The sequence below is a fragment of the Streptomyces sp. NBC_01341 genome (assembly GCF_035946055.1).
GTDB lineage: Bacteria > Actinomycetota > Actinomycetes > Streptomycetales > Streptomycetaceae > Streptomyces.
Genome location: NZ_CP108364.1, coordinates 452,670 through 472,789, shown reverse-complemented (window position 1 = coordinate 472,789; position 20,120 = coordinate 452,670). Strand labels below are relative to the sequence as shown.

Below are 20,120 nucleotides of genomic sequence, written 5' to 3'. Positions count from 1 at the left end.
GAAGCGGGCGGGCCACACGGTCTGCGCAGTCGGATGACCGGACGCGCAGACCCGGCGTACTCGGTGCAAGGTCGGTTCCTTGAGCTGTGTGTCTCCCGGTTTAGTGCTGCTCCGCGTTAGTTCGTGGAGGGGTGTTGGTCAGGCTGCTTCCTTGAGTGGGGTGCCCTCGTAGGTCCAGCGGAAGGGCTTCGCGGTCTCGTTGCGGTTGATGACGTAGGTGTCGAGCTTGTCGATGAGGTCGTCGCGGCTGGTGAAGTCGCCATGTCGCAGGACGCTGCGGGTCAGGGCGGAGAAGACCAGTTCGATCTGGTTGAGCCAGGAGGCGTGGGGCGGGGTGAAGTGCGCTGTCCAGCGCGGATGGGCCTTGAACCACACCTTGGTGTGCTTGGCGGTGTGCGAGGAGCCGTTGTCCAGCACGTCCGACCTGGGAAGGCGAAATCGCCGCTAAGACGGCGCTCGCGACCCGCTCGGCGATCGCCCGGTGGGTCCAGGTGGCCGCCGGGCGCGTCGGCGCGCTGGTTGCGGCGGCCACGATCGCCTCGCGGACCCGGTCGTCGCAGATCTTGGGGCGGCCCGGGCGCCCGGCGTTCTTCAGGCCTTCTGCGCCGTGCTCGGCGAAGCGGCCGCGCCACTTGCGCACCGTGTTGACGGCAAGGTCCAGCTCGCGCGCTATCTCCGCGTTGGCCAGGCCGTCGGCGGCAGCGAGCACGATCCGGGCCCGCAGGACTTCACGGACCTGCGCCTTCGCTGACGCGACCAGCCGCTCCAGCGGCCTACGCACGGTCTCCTCCAAGGTCAGGGCAACCGCCGCGACCGCTCCGCCCGGTTGCTTGCGTACGTCCATGATCGATGATCATGGCGGCTCGGCTGTGAACCGAGCAGGATGGGGTCGTGCATCCGGACGCGCCTGGCCGAGGCCGGCTGCGATCCCGTTCCGGGAGTGCAGCCCACACTTCGTCGAGAAGATCCCGGTATGCCTCACCGAAAGTGGTGATTCCGCTGGACACGGCGCGGAGGGCGGCTCTGAGCGGATCCTCTTGCGCCGCGGCGAACACGACGGCAAGAGCCAAGTGAGGCTGGAATATCACGCTCTGGTCCGAACTGGGCCGCTGAGACGGAGGAACGGCCTCACGCGCCGTGCGCCATGGGACACGCCGGTCCGTGCGAACCAGTTCCCACGCTCCTTCGTCGTCGTCGAAGGGCGCCGACAACGGCCGGACCTGTTCCAGGTCCTTGAGCGCTGGCGCGACCCAGTCCAGCTCCGCGATGCCGGCCACGGTACAGGCGCTCCGGGCCACCAGCCCGGCCACGGCACGCTGACATTCGGCTCCTGCCACGTCGATTGCGTGCACCAACGTCGGATCAAACCTCAGAACACCGTCGCGGACTTCCCTCTCGATACGCCGAAGGGCCTCGCTCGGCGGCCGGCCACCCCACTCTGCTTCCTCGCAGGCCAGGCGCTCCGCCTCCTCCTGTTCCTCGGACAGTCCCTGCCTCATTCGGTGCCAGCGGGCGGCCACCTCGGTGGTCTGCTTGACCACCCGGGCAGGCTGCGGCGGAGCCGGCCAGAATTGGAGGAGGTAACGGTCCAGCGGTGGTTCGTCGTCCCCCCGGTCGTCTGCCGCCGCCGCTTCCTCCATCCCGGAGGCGCAGTATCGGACCCGGTAGTCGATCTGTTGGAGGCCGAGGTCGCACACCGTTTCTCCCGACCAGGTCAGAAGCTCGGTGCGTGGCGACAACGGCCGAAAGGAGACCTCCACGATCTCCTCCCACGACAGATCCAACAGTGGTGATCCTTCGTGTACTTCGACCGTGAACCCCACGTCGCCATAGCGGAGACCCGTCGTGAGGAACATGAATCCCGGCGTGACCGCGCCGCACAACCCGGCCTGCTGGCCTGCGAAAGCGTCGTGAAGACCGACGTCGAACCTGTCCGGATCACTCTCCACGTACAATTGACGGTGATCAATCAAAACCTCGCCGCTGAACGGTATCCGCGTCATCGCTATTTCCCTGCTCAAGTGACCCAAGACCATCCGGATGTTTCAACTTCCGGCCAGTGGACGGTACAACGCGCCTGCCGCCGGGGGTGAGCCGGTGGTCCCGAGGCCCGGGTTGAGGTACGCGCAGACGTGTCGTCGGGGTTCGGCGCCGTCAGGTTCGTCCGGTCGGTTCTGCTCGGGTTGTCGCCAGGGACGTAGGCGGGTAGGCAGGGAGTCGCCGCGCCGGTTGTAGTGGCTTACGGTGGCCCGGGTCTGGTGCAGGCTCGTCAGTGGTGCTGTGGTGCTGTGGTGCTGTGGTGCTGTGGTGCTGTGGGGCGGCCCGGGCGCCCGGCGTCCTTCAGGCCTTCTGCGCCGTGCTCGGCGAAGCGGCCGCGCCACTTGCGCACCGTGTTGACGGCAAGGTCCAGCTCGCGCGCTATCTCCGCGTTGGCCAGGCCGTCGGCGGCAGCGAGCACGATCCGGGCCCGCAGGACTTCACGGACCTGCGCCTTCGCTGACGCGACCAGCCGCTCCAGCGGCCTGCGCACGGTCTCCCCCAAGGTCAGGGCAACCGCCGCGACCGCTCCGCCCGGTTGTCTGCCTACGTCCATGATCGATGATCATGGCGGCTCGGCTGCGAACCGGGCAGGATGGGGTCGTGCCGAAGAACCCACCCGACTCGATGCAGCACCACCTGCACGTTCGCCTGAACGCCCGCACGAAGGACCGCTGGCCGCACCTGGCCCGCGTGGAGGTCCGCTTCCGCACCGGATTCGCCTACGTGAGAGGCGAACTGAAGGACGGCGAGCAGATCCCTCTCTGCCGCCTGCGCTTCACCGGCGTGCTGCACACCTGGGGCTTCGCCCTGTACCTGGCCAGCCGAGACAAGTACGAGGACAACTTCCTGCCCACCGGACTGCCCTTCGGCAGCCCAGAAGACTGCCTCGACTGCGCCTGCTACCTCTACCTCGGCGACCAGCCCGCCTGACCAACACCCCTCCACGAATTAACGCGGAGCAGCACTAGCGGGTGGGCGCATCCTGGACGAAATCGCGGACCGCGCGCGTGAACGACGCTGTTTCCCCGATGTGCTCCACGCGCGCGCTGTCCTCCAGCACCAACAGCCGCGCGTCCGGTATCACCTCGGCGACCTCCCTGCCCCAGCCAGGACCACGGCTGACGTCCGGGCTGCCCACGATGACCAGCGCCGGAACCGTCAGGCCCTTCAGGGAGACGCGATCGTCGGTGGTGTCCGGGGTGAGGTCCTCGTCGAGCCCGGAGACGCAGGTGGTCCGCACCGCGTCGCTCGCGGAGGCCGGCGCTCCCTCGTGGAGCACCACGCCCGCCAGCCGCGCGGGACGGTGCACCGCGTGATGGGCGGCGACGAGCGCACCGTGCGCGTGCCCCAGGAGGTGTACCCGCCGTACGCCCAGATTGTTGATCAGCAGCTCAAGGAACCGGCTGTAGCGGTCTCGGGTGTATCCGTGCGGGTGGGACGGGAGACGCCCCGAAGCTCCTGTCCCGATCGGCTCCACGTAGACCATGGTCAGGTGCCTCTCCAGGGCGGGTGCACGCAGATAGGCCCAGTGCATGCCGGGCCCTCCGGGGTGGGCCACACACACCGGGCCGCTGCCGTGCACGTGATAGCGCTGGGTGATGCCACCGACATCGAAGGAGTGGGTGCCGGGAGAGAGCGGGTCGGGAGAGGCCGGAATCGCATCGGTGCTCATGGAGGGCTCCGCATCGTGTAGAAGGGGCTTCTACAACGACACGAGACTGCCGGGGCGTGGAAGTTCGCCGTTCGGGCGTGATCCATGTCATGCGCGCCGAATCCGCGCGGCACACCGGCCCGTTTCTCCGGGACGCGTCGCGGAGAATCCTTCTCACGCGCGGTCGACGCACAGAGACACCCTGGCCGGAATCGCACGGCGTCGGGTGCGTGTGCGCAGTCGGCTCTCCCGTGCGGACCCCGGGAAGGCGCAGGCCGAATGGCTCCGCGCCGAGATTGTGCGTGAATCCTTCGGGGAACTCGGCCGACCCCGGCGAGGCGAGAGGCAAGGACACCCCCAACGCCATGGCCGGGAGCCGGCCGTCGCCTCAATCCGCAGGCAAATGCACGTGCAACGTCAGCTCTTGTCCGCGGACGGGTTCGCCGCGATCTTTCGCGGGGCCCGCTCGACGAGGGAATACATCACGGATCGCTTCTGCTTGTGGCGCTGGATGCGGCCCTTCGCGACAAGGGACTCCAGTGTGTTGCGCACGACCTGAGGAGTCGGCGTCCGATCCGGATGCTTCTCCAGGAGTTCGTCACGCAACTCCTTTGCGAGACGCGGTTCGTCGTGCGTCCCGAGGAGATCCATCAGGACACGTCCGAGAAGAGGCTGACGGGAATTTCCCCGCCCGGCAGCCTTCGGTTCGGCACTGCGCGGCCGGCTCTCCGCGTCCGTCGCGGGACGCCCGGTCGCACCACCGAGCGGCTCGGCGGCTTCGGACACGGGCCCGGTTCCGGCGCGGGCGGTGTCCGCCTGCGCCTGTCCGGGCAACGACGGCGCGTCCGACGACCGCTCGAAACGCTTGGCCAGGTTCAGGATGTCGACCAGGAGACTCTCCTCCTGCTGCAACATCTTGATTTTCTCGCTCAGTTCCTGCTGTCGGCGGCGATTCTGCTCCAGGTCCGACGCGGCTTGTTCTACGTACCGCGAGCGGAGCGTGGCGGCTGATTGGCTGGGCACAACCGTTCACTCCCTATAAATGTGGATGATGTTGCGCATGGTACCCACGTCAGTGGCGTGTACCGAAGCCCGCTATCGCCTCCAAGCCGCTCAGCGGGGTGGAGCATGCTGCTTTCATGTGAATTCCGTCGTGTGTCCGTCAGCGGGACGAGACATATGCACAAGGCCGAAACGGCTCCAGGTGTGCGCGGCGCACGTAGGCGCTCTCGGCGTTCGTTCCCGGGGTCAATGCCTCGGGCGTCCGATCGGATCGCGTCACCGGTGCACGTGATGCGGTCATCCCGGCACCCATTTCGGATACATATTCTCCGCGTGACCATGGTACTCGTCGGGCGGTCCGGGCGGCCGGGAACAGGCTGCCCGTTCCTCTGCCCCGCCTTCCCGGGAACCCGGTTCCGGCGAGCGGAGGCACGGTCGCCGCTTCCGGGCCGAGGTGTGCCGCACCGAGTGACGGACGGCCTCACGGGCGCCGCGGCACGGTGCGGAACTTGCGACATCGCGGCGACACAAAAGCGGCAGTTTTCTGGCACCAGCCTCTGTCTAGGGTGCGGATGCGGGGGCTGCACCGGCCTCCGTTCGCGGCACGACAGAGAACCAGAATGGCTCAGACAATGGCTACACCCCCCACGCCAGCTAACCAGTCGGACCAGCTCGGGACCATCATGAGAGAGCATCGGGACGGGCTGGTGTCCTACGCCGAGAGAATGCTCGGCGACCGCGGTCTCGCGGAGGACGTCGTACAGGAAACCGCCATACGAGCCTGGCGCAACGTCGATCGTCTGCTCGGTACCGAGGGATCGGTCCGGGGATGGCTCTTCACCGTGACACGTCACCTGGTCATCGACCTCGTGCGCAAGCCGCACGCGCGCAAGGAGGTCGTGGGTGGGACCTACAACGACCCGGCCTTCGTGCGCGACGGCACGGACGCCGTGCACAACTCGCTCGTCGCGAAGCCACTGCTGCTTCGGCTCTCCCCGGAGCACCGGGCCGTGCTGGTGCACATATACCTGTGCGACCGCACCATCCAGGAGACCGCCGGCATCCTGGGAGTGCCGACGGGAACAGTGAAGTCCCGCCAGCACAACGCGCTGCGCAAACTGCGCAGCGTGGCCGGTGTCGAGGCCGCCTGAGCCGGACCGGGGGCCCGAGACGGCCAGGGGCGGGCGTCAGTGCGAAGCGGCGGCCTGTCCGCTCTTCTTGCGGGCGCGATAGGCGGCTGCCTTGATCTTGTTGCCGCAGGAGTCCATGCCGCACCACTGCCGGCGTACCCCCCGGGAACGGTCGACGTAGATGCGGGTGCACTGAGGGTTTCCGCACTCCTTGAGCAGCGGTACATCCGGCCCGCTGAGCAGTTCGACCGCCTGCCGCGCGATCGTGGAGAGGGCTTGCTGGGGTGTCGCCTCCGTCCAGCGGCCGGAAGGGGTGAGCTGAGGTGCGGCGGCCGGCTTGCGAGCCGTCGCGTTGACCGCCGTCAGTGCTTCGGCGGGGAATTCCTCCTCGAGGCGACGGGCGGTGACCAGTTCGTAGACCGCCTCACGCAGCTCCTTTGCCTCCTCGACGTCCGCCTGCTCGGCCGGGGAGATCGCGTCCACGATGCCGGACTCCAGGAACCAGGCATCCAGCCTGTCGGGTGCCACGAACATCTCGAAGCGCAACGACCGGCGGGCGCGAAGCGTGGCGGCGAAGTCCAGGGCCGGGCTTCCGCAGACGAATACATGGTCGAGATTCATATCACCATTTTGGCAGGTGACTTATCGACCCGCAAGAAGCGTCAGCGTGTATGCGTGCAGGAGTTCCGGTATCCCTGGCTCTCGGGCGAAAGTGACGGCCCGAGTCGGCGGACGTCACGCGGCATCTCGCGTGAACGGGTCGGTCGAGGTCGTGCCCCCTTGGAGGTCGCACCCGTTCTCGGTTCCCGCGCGGTGACCCTCGCGCGGTGCATCACCTTCTTGACTGGTTATGAGTGACCATGCAACTATCGTCACCACTCAAAGAGGTGATGAGGTGGCGCGCTGCGGCCGCTCGCGAGCTCCGCGGCAGTCGCACCCGTGATCCGCCCTCGTCCCACTCCGCCCGGCCCGCCGCCACGCCCGTACGGGTGGCTGTCCTGCGGCCTCGCGGAGCGGACGGTCGAGAACGTCACTGCACCACCAGAAAAGGGGCTGGACATGGCAAGGAAGGCGGACAAGTCCGCTGATGGTGCGCCTGTGGGCCGACGGGCGGTGCTCGGCATGCTCGGTGCCGGTGCCGCGGCGCTGGCCACCGCGCCGTATCTGCAGCGGGGCTGGGAAGGCGCTCTCGCCAAGGCATCCCAGGTCGACGCGACCGGGATCACCGGTCTGCTGCCCAGTCCTGGGGGTTTCCGGTACTACAGCATCGTCGGTTCGGTGCCGCGCAAGGACGAGACGAGCTACGAGCTGAGGATCGACGGCCTGGTGGACAGGCCGAAGACCTATTCGCTGGCGGAGCTGCGCGCGCTGCCACGCACGCGCGTCGTGCACGACGTGCTGTGCACGGACGGATGGCGCGTGGAGAACACGCCCTTCGACGGGGTGAAGCTGGCGGACCTCCTGGATGCGGCCGGCGTCCGGGCGGAAGGCAAGGCCATCAGGTTCACCTGCTTCGACGGCGCCTATTCGGAGAGCCTGACGCTGGAACAGGCGAGGCGGTCCGACGTCATGGTGGCGCTGAACATGCAGGACAAGCCGATCAGTCATGAGCACGGCGGACCGGTCCGCCTGTACGTGGCTCCGATGTACTTCTACAAGTCGGCCAAGTGGCTTTCCGGTATCTCGGTCACCGACAAGGTCGTACCCGGCTACTGGGAGGAACGCGGATATGCGGTGGACGGCTGGCTCGACGGAGAGGACCGGCGCGGTGGCCAGGCAGCCTGAACGCCCCGACAGGGTTGCCAGGTTCAGCGGTGCCGAGAGGCTGGTGCACCGGGCCACCGGGTGGCTGATGCTGCTGTGCCTGGTGTCCGCGGCGTGCCTGTACCTCGGTCCTGTCGCCCAGTTGGTGGGCCGGCGGCACCTCATGATCACTGTCCACGAGTGGTCCGGCATCCTGCTGCCGGCGCCCTTCCTCCTCGGCCTGCTCTCCCCGGCGTTCCGCGCGGACCTGCGCAGAATCAACCGTTGGGCCGCGTACGACGGGCGCTGGCTCCGCGCGGTCCGCACACGGCTCACCGACCCGGCTTCCCGCCCCGCGGGCAAGTTCAACGCGGGCCAGAAGATCTACGCGGGATGGATCGCGGGGGCGGTGCTGGTCATGATGTTCACCGGTCTGCTGATGTGGTTCATGGGGCTGCTGCCCCTCATCTCCCGAACCAGTGCGATCTTCGTTCACGACATCCTGGCCTGGGCGATCACCGTCGTCCTGATCGGCCACATGCGGAAGGCGTACGGGGATCCGGTGGCCAGGGCGGGTATGCGCACGGGCTACGTCGACCGGAAGTGGGCGATGACGCACCATGCGAAGTGGCTCACGGAGGAGGGCCGGGACCGGAGCCGGGCGGGGAGCGACCACAGCTGACCACCTGGTCACGCGGGCTGGTGCCGACACCGGGAAGTGACCGGGCTGCGGACCGGGCCCCGGACGGTGCGGTGGGCCCTGGAGCAGTCGATGTGCGCCGCGCGCGTGGGTCGGAAACGGGGCTGCTCAGCTCGACCAGCGTGTCCAACCAGCCGATGCGGCGGTTGCTCCGCCGGGCCGGACGGGGCCCGGCGGACCTTCTTCACGGCCTTGGCTCGGGCGACCCCGAACGGTTCTACGTCTGCCGTACGCCGACCGGACGGATGCGTGTCTGACCCGTGGCCGAACACGCCGGTGCCGTCTCCCGGTCGGTATCACCGGGAGACGGCACGGGGCTTGAACAGCGGCCGCCATCGCGAGGCGGGGGACCAAGCGATAGCGGCCGCCCAACCTGCCGCCAAGCCCAGCCAATACGCCAGGCGGCAGGAGTCTCTCATCATGGGAACGGGTGGGGACGCCCGAAGGGTTCACGATCGGTGCGAGAAAATCTGACGCGGGACGAAACGCCGCCCATCCGCCGCTCCCGGCGCCCGTCGGTCGTCGAGCGGGGCGGAGCTGCGGCTGCGAGCTTCAGAGGCCCAGATCCACCGCGAGGCAGGAGAAGAAATTCCACGAACCCTCGGGGTTGTACGAACTGCCTGCCCTGCCAACCGGCTCGGCCGGCTTCGCCTCGACCATGTCCTCGTAGCGCATGCGCTCGGGCAGTTGGCCGAACCGGGCCTGACGTACCGCCGCTGAGCTGTCCGTCGTTCCTTCGGTGCTCACAGTCAACCTCCGCTGGGTCAGTGGCAGAACGCGCCGTACTGCTTGACTGGTGCAACAATGCACCGCAGAGTGTCACCAGTCAAGGCGGTGATGCGTTTGTCACCTACTTGACCGGTGATGAAGGTCCGTGCGAGAGTCATTGTCCGCGCAAGATGTGCAGCGCGGACCCGACGGGCGCGGTTCGTGTGGCACGTGGGTGACCTGTGACGGGCCGACGCCGGGTTCCGGGCGAAGTGCCGACAGGTGTGACGCTGCACCGGGCCGACTCCTCGGCGCGAAAGGTCCCACATCATCTGCGGCGGTCCTCGGTGGATCCGCCCAGGACACCGAAGTGTGACCTCGACCGGTCTCCTCGCACGCAGGAAAGGCGATGAACGATGTACGTGGAGGAACAGCGTTCGTTGACGAGCAGCAATCCCGTGCTCTCGCGTCAGGAGTTCCGCCGAGAGCGCGGGCGGAAGGTGACAGCAAGGGGCCCGGTCGGCGAGATGTCGACTCGTCGGCGGGAGGGAGCCCGTCCCGGCGGTGGGCCGGCTCCCGGCCGGGAACTCTCGGACGGCCTCCTGGCGCAGCCGGTCGGCGCCCTGATGACGATGGACGCCGTCATCGGGCGTACCGCCCTGGCCCTGATGACCGTGATGCTTACGGCCGTCCTGTCGTGGACGGTGCCGCCGGTCGCCCCCACGAACCTGGGAGTGTCGTACGGCATCGCCGGCATGGCTGCTCTGGTGGCCTGCGCCCTGACGCTCCTCCAGGCCCGCACGGTCCGGGTCCCGTCCGTCCTGGTCCTCGCCTATGCGGCTGTTCAGGGTGTCTTCCTCGGCGTCGTCTCCAACACCGTCTCCACGCACATGTCGGCCGGGGTTGTGGTCCAGACCGTGCTCGGAACGATGACCGCCTTCGCCGGTGTGCTGATCGCATACCGGCTGCACTGGATCCGTATGACGCGGCGATTCCACGGGTTCGCCGGTGGCGCCGCTCTGGGCCTCGTCCTGCTCGCTGCGGTTGATCTCCTGTTCTCCATGTGCACGAGTGCCGATGGTCTGGGCTTCCGGAGCGGTGTTCTCGGCATCGCTCTCGGTGTCCTCGGCGTCGTCATGGGGGCCTGTTTCCTTGCCCTGCATGTCAGGCAGGTCGAGGACGGGGTCACCTTCGGCGTCGCCGCCGAGGAGTCCTGGCGAGCAGCCTTCGGCCTGACCCTGACTCTGGTGTGGCTCTACGTCGAAGCCGGGCGTCTGTTCACGCTGGTGCGGGAGGACGACGTCTACTGACGGGTGTTCGAAAGCGGCGTGATCCGTGACCGGTGTCCCCTGAGCGGCCCCGATGCTTCCGGGGCTCGCGTTGTGGGCTCGCTGGCCACCGAGTCCGGGGACCGCCGCGATCTGCGGGCCGCCCCGGGGCGATCGGCACCGGCTGCGGGGAAGTCGCCTCCCACCTGGTGCGGACACGTCTCAGGCGCGGCGGACCCGCCAGAGCCATGCTGCCGTGCCGACCAGCAGTGCGAGCATCGCCAGGTTGGCCAGGAGAGCTGTGGTGTCACCGGCCGGGCCGCCGCTGGAAAGGTTCCAGGTGGCGATGACAGCGCTCGGGACGACTGCGGTGAGCAGTACGCCGGTGGTCTTCTGCACGGCGGTCCAGTGCACCGAGGTGCAGAGAAGCACCGCGCCGGCGATGCGGAACAGGACGCCGATCAGCGGCCCTGGGAGGTCGGGGAAGATCACGACGAAGGGCAGCGAGAGGGTGAGCATCAGAAGCGGCACCAAGGGATGCACCTTGCCGCGCCGGGTGGCTGTGCCGGCACCGCTCGTGGCCGATGCCCCGGCGACCCCGGCCCCTGTCTCGGCCAGCGCCGTCGCTGCGATCGTGCGGGGGTCCCCCAGTTCTCTGAGTATCTCGATGATCGAGGCGTCGGGGCGCTCGGCCCGTGTCACCTCGATGTGTTCGGCGAGGTCGGCGAGGAGCTCCTGGCGGCGGTCGGCGGGCAGGGCGGAGGCTTCGCGCTCCACGGCGGTGAGGTAGTCGCGTACGGGGTCGGCAGAGGTCTTCATACGGGGTCTCCGGTGGAGGGGGGCGGAGTGGTCAGGAAGGTGTCGACGGCGTTGCGGAAGCCGGGCCAGACGCGGGTGAACTCGTCGAGAGCGGCACGGCCACTGTCGGTGAGCGCGTAGTAGCGACGAGGTGGTCCGGAGGTGGACTCCTGCCAGGTGGTCGTGACCAGGTCGTCGCGGCGGAGCCGGGAGAGCAGCGGGTAGACCGTTCCCTGACTGGTCGCCAGGGCGCCGGAGTCCTCCAGGGCGCGGAGGAGTTCCACGCCGTAGCGGGGCCGGTCCCGCATCAGCGCGAGTACGCAGTACTCCAGGACGCCCTTGCGCAGTTGGGCGGCTGCCCGGGCCTGCTTGGTCGAATCACCTGGTTCCATGCGATGCAAGATACCTGGTCGGGCGAGAAAACGCTCCCGCTTCCCCTGCGCCGCTTACATGAGAGGGCGATTGGGCGACGTGTTCTCATCGGCGACGTTGAAGACCCGGCACGCCGTGGGCATTCCGTCTGGCCGAAGAGCCAACGGCTCGGTCCGCGATTGATGGTGGGTGCAACTCCGTCTCGGGGGCAGTTGATCGGGGGTGTTGCGACGACCGTTGACCAGTCCGGGGGTGTGGTGATGGGCGGTGCCCGGTCTGGATATTCGCTGGTCGCCGCTTGTTGATGGAGGTCATACTGCCGCGATGGATCCAGTGACTCTTGATACTGACCGTCTGGTGCTGCGGGCCTTCACCTCTGCCGACGTGGATGCGGTGTACGAAGCCTGCCAGGACGAGGACATCCAGTTCTATACGCCGGTGCCGGTGCCGTACCGGCGTGCGGACGCGGAGAAGCTCGTCGGCGAGAAGCTGCCCGCCCAGTGGGCCGAGGACAAGGACTACACGCTCGGCGCGTTCCGCAAGGACACCGCCGCCCTGGTCGGCTCGTACTGCCTGACCCTCATCAGCCGCGGCGTCTGGGAGCTCGGTTACTGGGCGGTCAAGGAGCAGCGCGGACGTGGGTACTCGGTGGAGGCCGCTCGGGCCCTGTGCGACTGGGGCTGGGCCACGCTCGACGTCCACCGCATCGAGTGGTGGGCCATGGCCGGGAACACCGGCTCGCGTGCCGTCGCCGAGAAGCTCGGCTTCACCGTCGAAGGGACACTGCGCAATCGCGGCATCGCCAACGATGGCAAGCCGCACGACTGGTGGGTAGGCGGACTGCCGAGGCCCTGATGCTCGGGCCGGTGCTTCGCCGGCTGCGTTTGCTCTTCGGCAGGGAAGTTCCCAGCTCGGACAATTCCCGCAGAAGAACCACACCCATTGATCATCGGCGGGCAGCCATGACGTGGCTATGGCCGCAGGTTCTTCGAGTGTGACCAAGAAGTGGGCCCGTGCGGCCTTGACCCTTACTGCCTTCTGCGGCGTCTCGCGTGCACATCTCGGCGATTTGATCGAAGAGTTGTCCGATCTTTGGCTCGCCCGGTGCGAGTCGGAGCTTCGTGAGCGGCGTGGTGCCGAGCGGCAACGGGAGGCCGGTGCCGGCCCGAAGCACCACCTGGTCTTCACCGACCGCCTGCTCGTCACCCTCGTCCACCTACGCACCGGGCTCCCGCACGCCGCGCTCGCAGAGCTGTTCGGCATCGCCCGCTCCACGATCTCCCGTGCCATCGGGGAGATCCGCCCGTTGCCGGCCATGCGTGGCTTCGCAGTCCCCGACCACTCCGGCGTGCGACGTCGGACCCTGGCGGACGTGTTCGCCTACGCCGAGGCCGCGGGGATCCGGTTGCGGATCGACGGCGCCGAGACCCAGGTGCGCCGCCCGAAGGCAGGCGGGCCCGGACGGCGGGCCTTCGTCTCCGGCAAGAAGAAGCAGAACACCACCTGGGCATTCGCCCCCTGGGGCCGCCGGGGCGATTCCGCCGCCTGGGGGCGGCGGTCCGGCACCGGGCGGCCCTGGGGCGGCGACCTGTCGAGCGGCCGCCAGCCTCGAGTGGGCGACGGTGCGCCCCGACCGGCACTCAGGAGTGGCGCAACAGTTCGGCCGCTCGTTCGGCGATGGCGTAGACCGTGGCGTTGATGTTGTTGGACGGAATCGACGGCATCACGGAGGCGTCGGCCACACGCAAACCGTCGAGACCCCTGACGCGCAGTTCGGAATCCACCACGGACACCTCGTCCTCACCCATCGCGCAGGTGCCGACCGGGTGGCAGTAGGAGCTGAAATGCCTCCGGGCGTAGTCGCTGATCGACTGTTCGTCCACGGCGCCGAGTCCGGGACCGACCTCCTCCACGCCCCACTCGGCGAGCGACGACGACCGCGCGATGCCGCGCGCTGTCGCGATTCCGGAGAGGACCGTCCGGACATCCTCTTCCTCGGCGAAGTAGTTGGGGTCGAGCAGGGGCGCGGCGTACGGATCGGCCGAGGTGATCCGCAGGGAACCGCGGCTGCCCGGCCGCATGGGCGAGACGCCGATGGTGAAGCCGTTCTCCACGGGTGCTATCGGGTTGGGCACGGGGATGTCGATGAAGATGATCTGCAGATCGGGCCCTTCGGTATCCGGGGTGCTGCGCAGCAGACCGAGGATCTCGCCGTGGTTGTTGCGCGCCGGCGGCACCTGCCGGCGCGTGCGGTAGACGAGATTGGCCCGCGGGTGGTCGTGGAGGTTCCGGCCCACGCCCGGCAGGGGGTGGAAGACGTCCACGCCTGCCTGACGCAGGTCGTCCTCGGGGCCGATGCCCGAACGCAGCAGCAGGTGGGCAGAGCCTATGGTGCCTGCCGCGAGGACCACTTCGCGACCTGCCCTGGCGGTGTGGACCCGGCCGCCGACGCCGTACTCGACGCCTGTGCATCGCTTGCCGCTGAACAGCAGCCGGTGTGCGAGGGCGTCCGTGACGACGTGGAGATTCGGGCGGTCGAGGGCCTGCGCCAGATAGGCGTCCGCCGCGCTCTGCCGACGTCCGTCGACGATGTTGAGGTCCACAGCCGCGAAGCCTTCTTCGAGGCCGCCGCTGATGTCGTGGGCGTGCCGGTGCCCCGCTTCGACTGCTCCGTCCAGGCAGGCGAGCAGGACGTCGTTCGGCCGTGAGGCGGGGCTGACGACCAGGGGACCGGCCGTACCCCTGCTCTCGGCGCCGCTGACGGCGGTCTCGGTGCGCTGGAAGTAGGGCAGCAGGTCGTCGAACGCCCAGCGCTTGGCTCCGTGTTCGCTCCAGCTGTCGTAACTGGAGCGGTGTCCGCGGGCGAACACCATGGCGTTGATCGCCGACGAGCCGCCGAGACCGCGGCCGCGGGGGAGGCCGACCTGTGCGCCGGAAGCGCGCTGGGGCACTGTCCTGTCACCCCAGCTGGCAGGTGTGGCCGCGAGGCGTGGCCAGGCCGACGGCTCCGTCACCGCGTCCGGCAGGGAGGCGGTCGAGGTCCCGGCCTCCAACAGCAGGACCCGTACCTCCCGGTCCTCGGAGAGGCGCGAAGCCAACACGCAGCCGGCCGTTCCGCCTCCGACGACGATCACGTCGTACGCCGCATGCTCACTGGTCATGTGGTTCCCCTGTTCCTCTTCGCGGCTGCTCGAATCATCGATTCAGAAATAACCGTACCACTGACCGAATCGATGGTTCGCTTAAATTGCTATCACTGAATCAAAGCGGATTTGAGTCGATGATTATGGATGTGGAAAATGAATCCTGTCGACCATCCGAGTATCTCTGACCTGCTGAAATGTCGAGAGCGAGATGGTGTGGAGGTGCTGTGACGCTCGCGTGGCGGTGTTTGTGTATTCCGTCTGCGGTCGGCTTCTGGGCCTTTGGAGTGAATGGCTGTCTGCTGTCGATGTGGTTTCGGCCCCTGCGAAGCGCGGGCATGGGCCAAGGGCTGTCCCGCCACCCCCGGCAGGCGAGCGACGACAGCCACGGCACCTGGCCGCGTTGTCGGATCACCCGAGAGCGTCCTCGAGGCGGACGCCCCTCCGTCTTGCGACGCACTCGGACGTCGCGCGCGCTGATCCGCCGGGGACCACGCGACAGCCCTTGGCCGAGCCCTGCGAACCGCGCGGGTCACACGTCGCGGAAGAGGGCTCGGCACGGGGCGTTGTCAGTCCAGCCTGCTCCAGGTGAGTTCGGCTGTGCGTTCCGCGCCCCACAGGCGGACGGGTGTGGAGACGCCGAGCTTGAGGAGCGAGTCGGCGAAGGTCACCGTGCGTACCTGGGAACGTCCCACCCAGTTCGGGAAGAGACTGGTCGTGACATGGTGTTCGACCGTCGTCGGGTCGACGACCTCGAAAGGCCCTCCGTAGGCGAGGTAGCTGACCGAGGCCCGGGCCAGTTCGTCGGTCGCCGCGTCCTCGAGCCGTGCCGAGATCATGAGAGGGCGATCGCCGCGCCCCAGCTGGGCCGACATGTATCCCTGAGCGGTGTACAGGATCAGGCCCTGCGGCCTGGGACCGAGAGGATGGATGACCTCCCCGTCGGTGCTCCTGGCGGTGTACGACACGAGCTGCCACGCTCCGAGCAGCCTCTGCCGCACCGCTTCGCGAGCCGCCCGTTCGTCCTTCGCGGAGGGGTGGGCGGTTGTGTCGATGGCCATGGGTCGGCACTCCTTTCATACAACGAGGGCGAGTGGATGGAGCTTTCGCGCCGAGCGGGAGCGGCGGTCAGTCCTTGGTGAGCTCTCCGTCGACGAGCCGCCACAGGTCCAGCTCGTTGGTCTCGCGCAGCGGCTGCGGGAGGAGTTCGTCGGGGAAGTTCTGGTAGGTGACCGGACGGACGAACCGCTCGATCGCACCCATGCCGACGGACGTGAAGCGGCTGTCCGAGGTGGCGGGGAAGGGACCCCCGTGGGTGGAGGCGTAGCTGACCTCCTGCGGGATGGAGAACGCGTTGAACACGATTCGTCCTGTGCGCCGCTCCAGCACGGGCAGCAGCTGCTCCGCGACGGAGTGGTCGGTGCTCTCGGCGTGCATGGTGGCGGAGAGCTGGCCGCGGAAGGCGCGGGCCACTTCGAGCAGCTGCTCGGTGCCGGTCAGCCTGACCAGCAGGAGGGTGGGGCCGAAGACCTCTTCACGCAGGGCCGGCTCGGCCAGGATCTGCTCACCGGTGACTTCGAGGAGGAGCGACTGTCCGTCAGCCGCGCGGACCGGGGCCTCCCCGGAACCGAGGCGGGCGGCGCCGTGGTCCTCCATCCTCTGCACATTGCGGGTGTAGGCGTCGTGGATGCCCATCGTGAGCATGGGACGCGCGTCCACCTTCTCCACCTCGGCGACGGCCGCGTCCCGCAGCTCGGCGTAGCCGGGACCGTCGACGGCGAAGAGGATGGCGGGCTTGAGGCAAGCCTGCCCGACGTTGTACATGCCGCGCTGGACCAGCCCCGTGCCGATCTCGGCCCCCCGGGCCGCCAGGGCGGCGGACAGGACGAACGTGGGGTTGACGCTCGTCATCTCGGTGAACACCGGGATGGGGTCGGGGCGCTTCTGAGCGCGGCGGTAGAGGGCCATCCCGCCGGCTTCGGATCCGGTGAAGGTGACCGCGCGTACCAGTGGGTGGTCGACCAGTGCCTCGCCGATCTCGTTGCCTTCCCCGCGGACGAGCGAGAAGACACCCTCGTGCAGTCCCGCCTCGGCCACGGCCTGCTGGATGATGCGGCCCTGTATCTCCGAGGCGCCGGGGTGTGCGTTGTGGGCCTTGAGGACGACAGGGCAGCCTGCGGCGAGAGCCGAGGCGGTGTCATTGCCCGCGACCGAGTAGGAGATGGGGAAATTGCTGGCACCGAAGATCACCACGGGGCCGAGGGCCACCTTCTGCAGCCGGTGATCCATCCGCGGTGACGGCAGGCGGTCCGGCTGGGCGGTGTCGATGGCCGTCTGCAGGAAGCGCCCCTGTCGGACCACGGTCGCGAACTTGCGGAACACTCCGGCGGCCCGAACCGTCTCACCCTCGAACTGGGCGGCCGGCAGACCGGTCTCCAGTGCCGTACGAGCGGCTATCTCGTCCTTGGCCGCCTCGAGCTTGTCCGCGATGAGGTCGAGGAACGCCGCGCGCTCGGCCAGCCCGGTGTGGCTGTAGCTGTCGAAGGCGCTGTCGGCGAGGTGAAGGGCACGGTCGACCTCGGCTCGGCCACCGAAGGCGAACTCCGGCTCGATGAGCTCTCCGGTGGCAGGGTTGAAGGCCTTCATGACCCCCGCGGTGGCGGGCACCCGGCTCGCACCGATCAGCAGTTCTCCGGTCAACGTCATGACTGTGCTCCCTTGAGTGCGGCGGTGAGGCCGTCCGTGGTGGTGATGGCGTGGGCGTACGTGGGACCGTTCAGCTCGTGAGCGGCGTGCATCATCTCGGGCAGGAACGCCGCGGTCGCATCGCGAACCAGCGTCACGTGATAGCCGAGTTCCATCGCGAAACGGCCCGTGGACTCGATGCAGGTGTTGGCCAGCAGGCCTACGAGCACCACGTGGGTGATGCCGTGCTGCTTGAGCTGGAAGTCCAGGTCGGTGTTGGCGAACCCGCTCTGGGCCCAGTGCTCGGCGACGACGACGTCTCCGGACTGCGGCTGGAAGTCGGGGTGGAACTCCCCGCCCCAGGTCCCGCGAGCGAAGCTGTGCCGCTCCATGATGCCGAGCTGGGTGGGGTTGGGGTGGTTCCACGTCTCGTAGTCACCCGGCTCCCAGCGGCGGTGGGGGACGTACGTGACGAGCGCACCGGTGTCGCGTGCGACGCTGACCACGGAGCGCAGGTGATCCAGCAGGCCCACCTCGTCGGCCAGGGGCTTCAGACGTGGCCAGATCTTCCCCCCCTCGGACAGGAAGTCGTTGTAAGGGTCGACGAGCAGCACGGCTGTGTGACGGGGGTCATACGACTGGGACATGGAACGCTCCGTTCTGGATGACGGTGAACATCTACGTTGAAGATTACTTGCGTCATCCAGAAAGTCAAGCACCTGCCGTTCGAGTGATAGAAGACGACAATCCCGTATGATGGGCGTCATCCAGCTTTGCGAAATGAGTACTGCTTGAAGGAGGTGGTCGGCATGGGACGTTCACAGGCCGAGAAGGTGTTGACCCACGAGCGCATCCTGCGCATCGCAGCTCGCAAGGTCCGTGAAGAGGGTGTGACCCGTCCCGGCGTGGCGGACCTCATGAAGGAGGCCGGTCTGACGCACGGCGGCTTCTACAAGCACTTCACCTCGCGCGACGACCTGATCACCCAGGCTTCGGCCGCAGCCCTGGCCGAGGGCTCGGCGAAGATGAAGCGCTCCGCCGGGAAGAACGAGCAGGACCCGCGCGCGGGGCTGATCGACGCCTATCTGGCGAAGCCGCACCGCGACACGCCTGCCACCGGCTGCGCGCTGGTCCCGCTGGGTGCCGACGCGGGACGTGACCCGAGTCTTCAGGACGCGTACGAGAAGCAGGTCCGTACGTACCTCGAACTGCTCGAGGGCCTCGACGAGCCCGCGGGTGACGCTCGCGCCGAGGCGATGCTCACGCTGAGCGCCCTGGTCGGCGCCGTGCTCATGTCCCGGGCCGTGGCCGACAAGGACCTGTCCGACGAACTGCTGGAGACCGTCACCGACGAACTCAAGCGATACGCGGCCGGGGCGTCGTCGCCGACCGGGTGACAGCCGGCCGCTGACGGCAAGGGGCTGTGAGTCAGGTGTCTGCCTCAGGATCGACGTTCCAGGCCCCGGGCAGATCGCTGCCGCAGAAGACGCAGACGAAGTCGTCCTCGCGCACGATGTTGTGCTCCTGGCAGCCGGGGCAGCGCCGGAAGACCACTTCGCATGTGAAGCCCGACGGTCCTTCGAGCTCCGCGCGCTCCAGTGCGAGGGCGACCGCGGGCCAGGAGCAGACGTCCGGGCAGTACCCGGTCGAATGGTTGCTGACGTCGTCCACGATCCATCGGTCCGTCTCGCGGGTGAAGTGGATCTCTCCCGCGCTCAGGACCGCTGCCCCACCGGCGCACGCGACGTGTTCGCTCCGGCGGGGCGCCAGTCGCAACGCGCCGTCCATGCCGACCACAAAGGTGAACGGCTCGATCAGCTCGGCCCCCGTGCGCTCAGCGGCCCAGTCGGCGAAACCGGCTGCCGAGCCGATCCGGCGGCTGCCGCTGCCGGGCGGGACGGCGGTCAACAGGTCGGCCGGTCCGACGTATCGGTACCTTCGTCCCCGCACACTCATGGAGCCTCCGCCGGGACGCGCCCGGCGCGTGTCCTGGTGCCGGGCGGGCGACTCCCGCCGATCCGGAGCATGCCGGGCTCGGGGTGCCGGAGCGGACGACCGTGTGCTGTGACCGCACCCCGGCCCGAGCACGCCTCGCCGCCCCAGGGGGTGTCGGTGGGCTTCGGCCCGCGCGGTCTCGGCGCGGCCCAGGACTTCACGCCTGGGGCGAGTGAGCCGCTGAGCGGTCCCCCTCGCCCGCCGCCTGCGCATTCATGATCATGAGTACCTCGCTGTCCGGCACTTCGCGGCCCTCGTCGTCGAGGAACCCCACGTGCACGGGGCGGCCGTCGCGGCGGGTGCGACGGAGGGCGGAGGGACCCGAGGGGCGTGTGCGATGGCTGTCGCCCCACTGCTGTAGCGCGGCGAGGGTCACGCGGAGTTCGCGGCCCGCTTCCGTCAGGTGGTAGCTCTGCCGAGGCCTGTTGCCCGGCTCCTGGTAGGTCTGCGTGCACAGCACGCCTGACTCGACCAACAGCTTCAGGCGGGTGCTGAGCAGATTGGAGGCGATGCCCAGGGACGCCTGGATCTCGGCGAACCTGTGTCGGCCGGCGAAGATCTCGCGGAGTACCAGCAAGGTCCAGCGTTCACCGAGGATCTGCAGGCTGCGTTCGATGGAGCAGGCCGGGTCGTCGTCCGTGGCACCGGACCACTGCCGTCTGTTCGGCACCGCCCACCTCCTGTAATCGCGGAGTCACCCGCTGCATCCCGTCGCACGCCTTCACCGCCACGAGCCTACCTCTTGGCTTTCTCTTTGCAAGCGAGGATCGTCGATTCCGGGACACGCCGTTGTCCGGTCGCTCGCGCGTGGGCCTCGATTGCGGGGCCCGTGTTCGGGGGAGAACCTGTTGTCGGGGCGCATGACCCGCGAGCGTGCCCGTGGTC

Annotated in this window: 23 protein-coding genes and 1 pseudogene; 8 read left to right on the top strand and 16 right to left on the bottom strand. The window is 68.3% G+C overall.

The annotated features are described in order from the left end of the window. Nucleotides 1-138: 138 nt before the first annotated feature. The 4 genes and pseudogenes from OG206_RS01990 to OG206_RS32550 all read right to left on the bottom strand — a co-directional run bounded on the left by OG206_RS01990 (nt 139) and on the right by OG206_RS32550 (nt 2,593). Nucleotides 139-417 (bottom strand): transposase, encoded by a 279-nt coding sequence (locus OG206_RS01990; protein ID WP_327111504.1) that lies wholly within the window; start codon nt 415-417, stop codon nt 139-141. Between the two features lie 58 nt (nt 418-475). After that, nucleotides 476-844 (bottom strand): annotated as a pseudogene (locus tag OG206_RS01985) (helix-turn-helix domain-containing protein); the annotation flags it as partial. Next, nucleotides 774-2,003, bottom strand: a complete 1,230-nt coding sequence (locus OG206_RS01980) for a hypothetical protein (RefSeq protein WP_327111502.1) — start codon at nt 2,001-2,003, stop codon at nt 774-776. The gene OG206_RS01980 and the pseudogene OG206_RS01985, both read right to left, overlap by 71 nt. A 266-nt stretch (nt 2,004-2,269) precedes the next feature. After that, nucleotides 2,270-2,593, bottom strand: a complete 324-nt coding sequence (locus tag OG206_RS32550) for a helix-turn-helix domain-containing protein (protein WP_442805782.1) — start codon at nt 2,591-2,593, stop codon at nt 2,270-2,272. A 47-nt stretch (nt 2,594-2,640) separates the two neighbouring features. Between OG206_RS32550 and OG206_RS01970 the strand changes: the two genes are divergently transcribed. Continuing rightward, complete coding sequence (locus OG206_RS01970; RefSeq protein WP_327111500.1) at nt 2,641-2,970, top strand: hypothetical protein; 330 nt, start codon at nt 2,641-2,643, stop codon at nt 2,968-2,970. 34 nt (nt 2,971-3,004) lie between these two features. Here OG206_RS01970 and OG206_RS01965 read toward each other — a convergent pair whose 3' ends face one another. Both OG206_RS01965 and OG206_RS01960 read right to left on the bottom strand, forming a co-directional pair. Continuing rightward, complete coding sequence (locus OG206_RS01965; protein ID WP_327111498.1) at nt 3,005-3,712, bottom strand: alpha/beta fold hydrolase; 708 nt, start codon at nt 3,710-3,712, stop codon at nt 3,005-3,007. Between the two features lie 396 nt (nt 3,713-4,108). Then, entirely contained in the window at nt 4,109-4,714 is a 606-nt protein-coding gene (locus tag OG206_RS01960; RefSeq protein WP_327111496.1) for a hypothetical protein, read from the bottom strand. A 662-nt stretch (nt 4,715-5,376) separates the two neighbouring features. Between OG206_RS01960 and OG206_RS01955 the strand changes: the two genes are divergently transcribed. Then, nucleotides 5,377-5,844 carry a sigma-70 family RNA polymerase sigma factor gene (locus OG206_RS01955; RefSeq protein ID WP_327111494.1) on the top strand — a complete coding sequence of 156 codons (468 nt, stop codon included), beginning with the start codon at nt 5,377-5,379 and terminating at the stop codon, nt 5,842-5,844. Nucleotides 5,845-5,880: 36 nt separating this feature from the next. On the opposite strand, the gene OG206_RS01950 is transcribed toward OG206_RS01955, so the two are convergent. After that, nucleotides 5,881-6,444, bottom strand: a complete 564-nt coding sequence (locus OG206_RS01950) for a CGNR zinc finger domain-containing protein (RefSeq protein WP_327111492.1) — start codon at nt 6,442-6,444, stop codon at nt 5,881-5,883. A gap of 438 nt (nt 6,445-6,882) precedes the next feature. On the opposite strand from OG206_RS01950, the gene OG206_RS01945 reads away from it, so the two are divergent. Together OG206_RS01945 and OG206_RS01940 are read left to right on the top strand one after the other, a co-directional pair. Continuing rightward, nucleotides 6,883-7,608: a molybdopterin-dependent oxidoreductase gene (locus OG206_RS01945; RefSeq protein WP_327111490.1), complete on the top strand. Its 726-nt coding sequence runs from the start codon at nt 6,883-6,885 to the stop codon at nt 7,606-7,608. Continuing rightward, nucleotides 7,553-8,248: a cytochrome b/b6 domain-containing protein gene (locus tag OG206_RS01940; protein ID WP_327111488.1), complete on the top strand. Its 696-nt coding sequence runs from the start codon at nt 7,553-7,555 to the stop codon at nt 8,246-8,248. Before OG206_RS01945 ends, OG206_RS01940 begins: the two co-directional genes overlap by 56 nt. 570 nt (nt 8,249-8,818) lie before the next feature. On the opposite strand, the gene OG206_RS01935 is transcribed toward OG206_RS01940, so the two are convergent. Beyond that, nucleotides 8,819-9,013 (bottom strand): hypothetical protein, encoded by a 195-nt coding sequence (locus OG206_RS01935; protein WP_327111487.1) that lies wholly within the window; start codon nt 9,011-9,013, stop codon nt 8,819-8,821. Nucleotides 9,014-9,414: 401 nt separating this feature from the next. On the opposite strand from OG206_RS01935, the gene OG206_RS01930 reads away from it, so the two are divergent. Then, nucleotides 9,415-10,284 (top strand): Bax inhibitor-1/YccA family protein, encoded by an 870-nt coding sequence (locus OG206_RS01930; protein ID WP_327111485.1) that lies wholly within the window; start codon nt 9,415-9,417, stop codon nt 10,282-10,284. Nucleotides 10,285-10,464: 180 nt separating this feature from the next. Here OG206_RS01930 and OG206_RS01925 read toward each other — a convergent pair whose 3' ends face one another. Then, the gene (locus OG206_RS01925) at nt 10,465-11,061 is read right to left on the bottom strand and encodes a DUF1700 domain-containing protein (RefSeq protein ID WP_327111483.1); all 597 of its coding nucleotides are present in this window, start codon (nt 11,059-11,061) and stop codon (nt 10,465-10,467) included. After that, a complete protein-coding gene (locus tag OG206_RS01920) occupies nt 11,058-11,432 on the bottom strand; it encodes a PadR family transcriptional regulator (protein ID WP_327111481.1) in 375 nt (124 codons plus the stop codon). The genes OG206_RS01925 and OG206_RS01920 overlap by 4 nt, the downstream gene beginning before the upstream one ends. Before the next feature lie 304 nt (nt 11,433-11,736). Here OG206_RS01920 and OG206_RS01915 point away from each other — a divergent pair, with 304 nt between their 5' ends. Next, nucleotides 11,737-12,267: a GNAT family N-acetyltransferase gene (locus OG206_RS01915; RefSeq protein ID WP_327111479.1), complete on the top strand. Its 531-nt coding sequence runs from the start codon at nt 11,737-11,739 to the stop codon at nt 12,265-12,267. 226 nt (nt 12,268-12,493) lie between these two features. Then, nucleotides 12,494-13,111 carry a helix-turn-helix domain-containing protein gene (locus OG206_RS01910; RefSeq protein WP_442805781.1) on the top strand — a complete coding sequence of 206 codons (618 nt, stop codon included), beginning with the start codon at nt 12,494-12,496 and terminating at the stop codon, nt 13,109-13,111. Here the strand turns inward: OG206_RS01910 and OG206_RS01905 are convergent. From OG206_RS01905 to OG206_RS01890, 4 genes are all read right to left on the bottom strand, one after another. Then, the gene (locus OG206_RS01905; RefSeq protein ID WP_327111477.1) at nt 13,053-14,573 is read right to left on the bottom strand and encodes a GMC family oxidoreductase; all 1,521 of its coding nucleotides are present in this window, start codon (nt 14,571-14,573) and stop codon (nt 13,053-13,055) included. The genes OG206_RS01910 and OG206_RS01905 overlap by 59 nt on opposite strands. Nucleotides 14,574-15,124: 551 nt before the next feature. Beyond that, the gene (locus OG206_RS01900) at nt 15,125-15,616 is read right to left on the bottom strand and encodes a lipocalin-like domain-containing protein (RefSeq protein ID WP_327111475.1); all 492 of its coding nucleotides are present in this window, start codon (nt 15,614-15,616) and stop codon (nt 15,125-15,127) included. Nucleotides 15,617-15,683: 67 nt separating this feature from the next. After that, nucleotides 15,684-17,261 carry an aldehyde dehydrogenase (NADP(+)) gene (locus OG206_RS01895; protein ID WP_327111473.1) on the bottom strand — a complete coding sequence of 526 codons (1,578 nt, stop codon included), beginning with the start codon at nt 17,259-17,261 and terminating at the stop codon, nt 15,684-15,686. Continuing rightward, nucleotides 17,258-17,887: an isochorismatase family cysteine hydrolase gene (locus OG206_RS01890; RefSeq protein ID WP_327111471.1), complete on the bottom strand. Its 630-nt coding sequence runs from the start codon at nt 17,885-17,887 to the stop codon at nt 17,258-17,260. Before OG206_RS01890 ends, OG206_RS01895 begins: the two co-directional genes overlap by 4 nt. Nucleotides 17,888-18,049: 162 nt before the next feature. On the opposite strand from OG206_RS01890, the gene OG206_RS01885 reads away from it, so the two are divergent. Continuing rightward, nucleotides 18,050-18,637: a TetR/AcrR family transcriptional regulator gene (locus tag OG206_RS01885; protein WP_327111469.1), complete on the top strand. Its 588-nt coding sequence runs from the start codon at nt 18,050-18,052 to the stop codon at nt 18,635-18,637. 31 nt (nt 18,638-18,668) lie between these two features. On the opposite strand, the gene OG206_RS01880 is transcribed toward OG206_RS01885, so the two are convergent. Continuing rightward, nucleotides 18,669-19,196: a hypothetical protein gene (locus OG206_RS01880; RefSeq protein ID WP_327111467.1), complete on the bottom strand. Its 528-nt coding sequence runs from the start codon at nt 19,194-19,196 to the stop codon at nt 18,669-18,671. Between the two features lie 196 nt (nt 19,197-19,392). Beyond that, a complete protein-coding gene (locus OG206_RS01875; RefSeq protein WP_327111465.1) occupies nt 19,393-19,905 on the bottom strand; it encodes a winged helix-turn-helix transcriptional regulator in 513 nt (170 codons plus the stop codon). Nucleotides 19,906-20,120 lie beyond the last annotated feature (215 nt).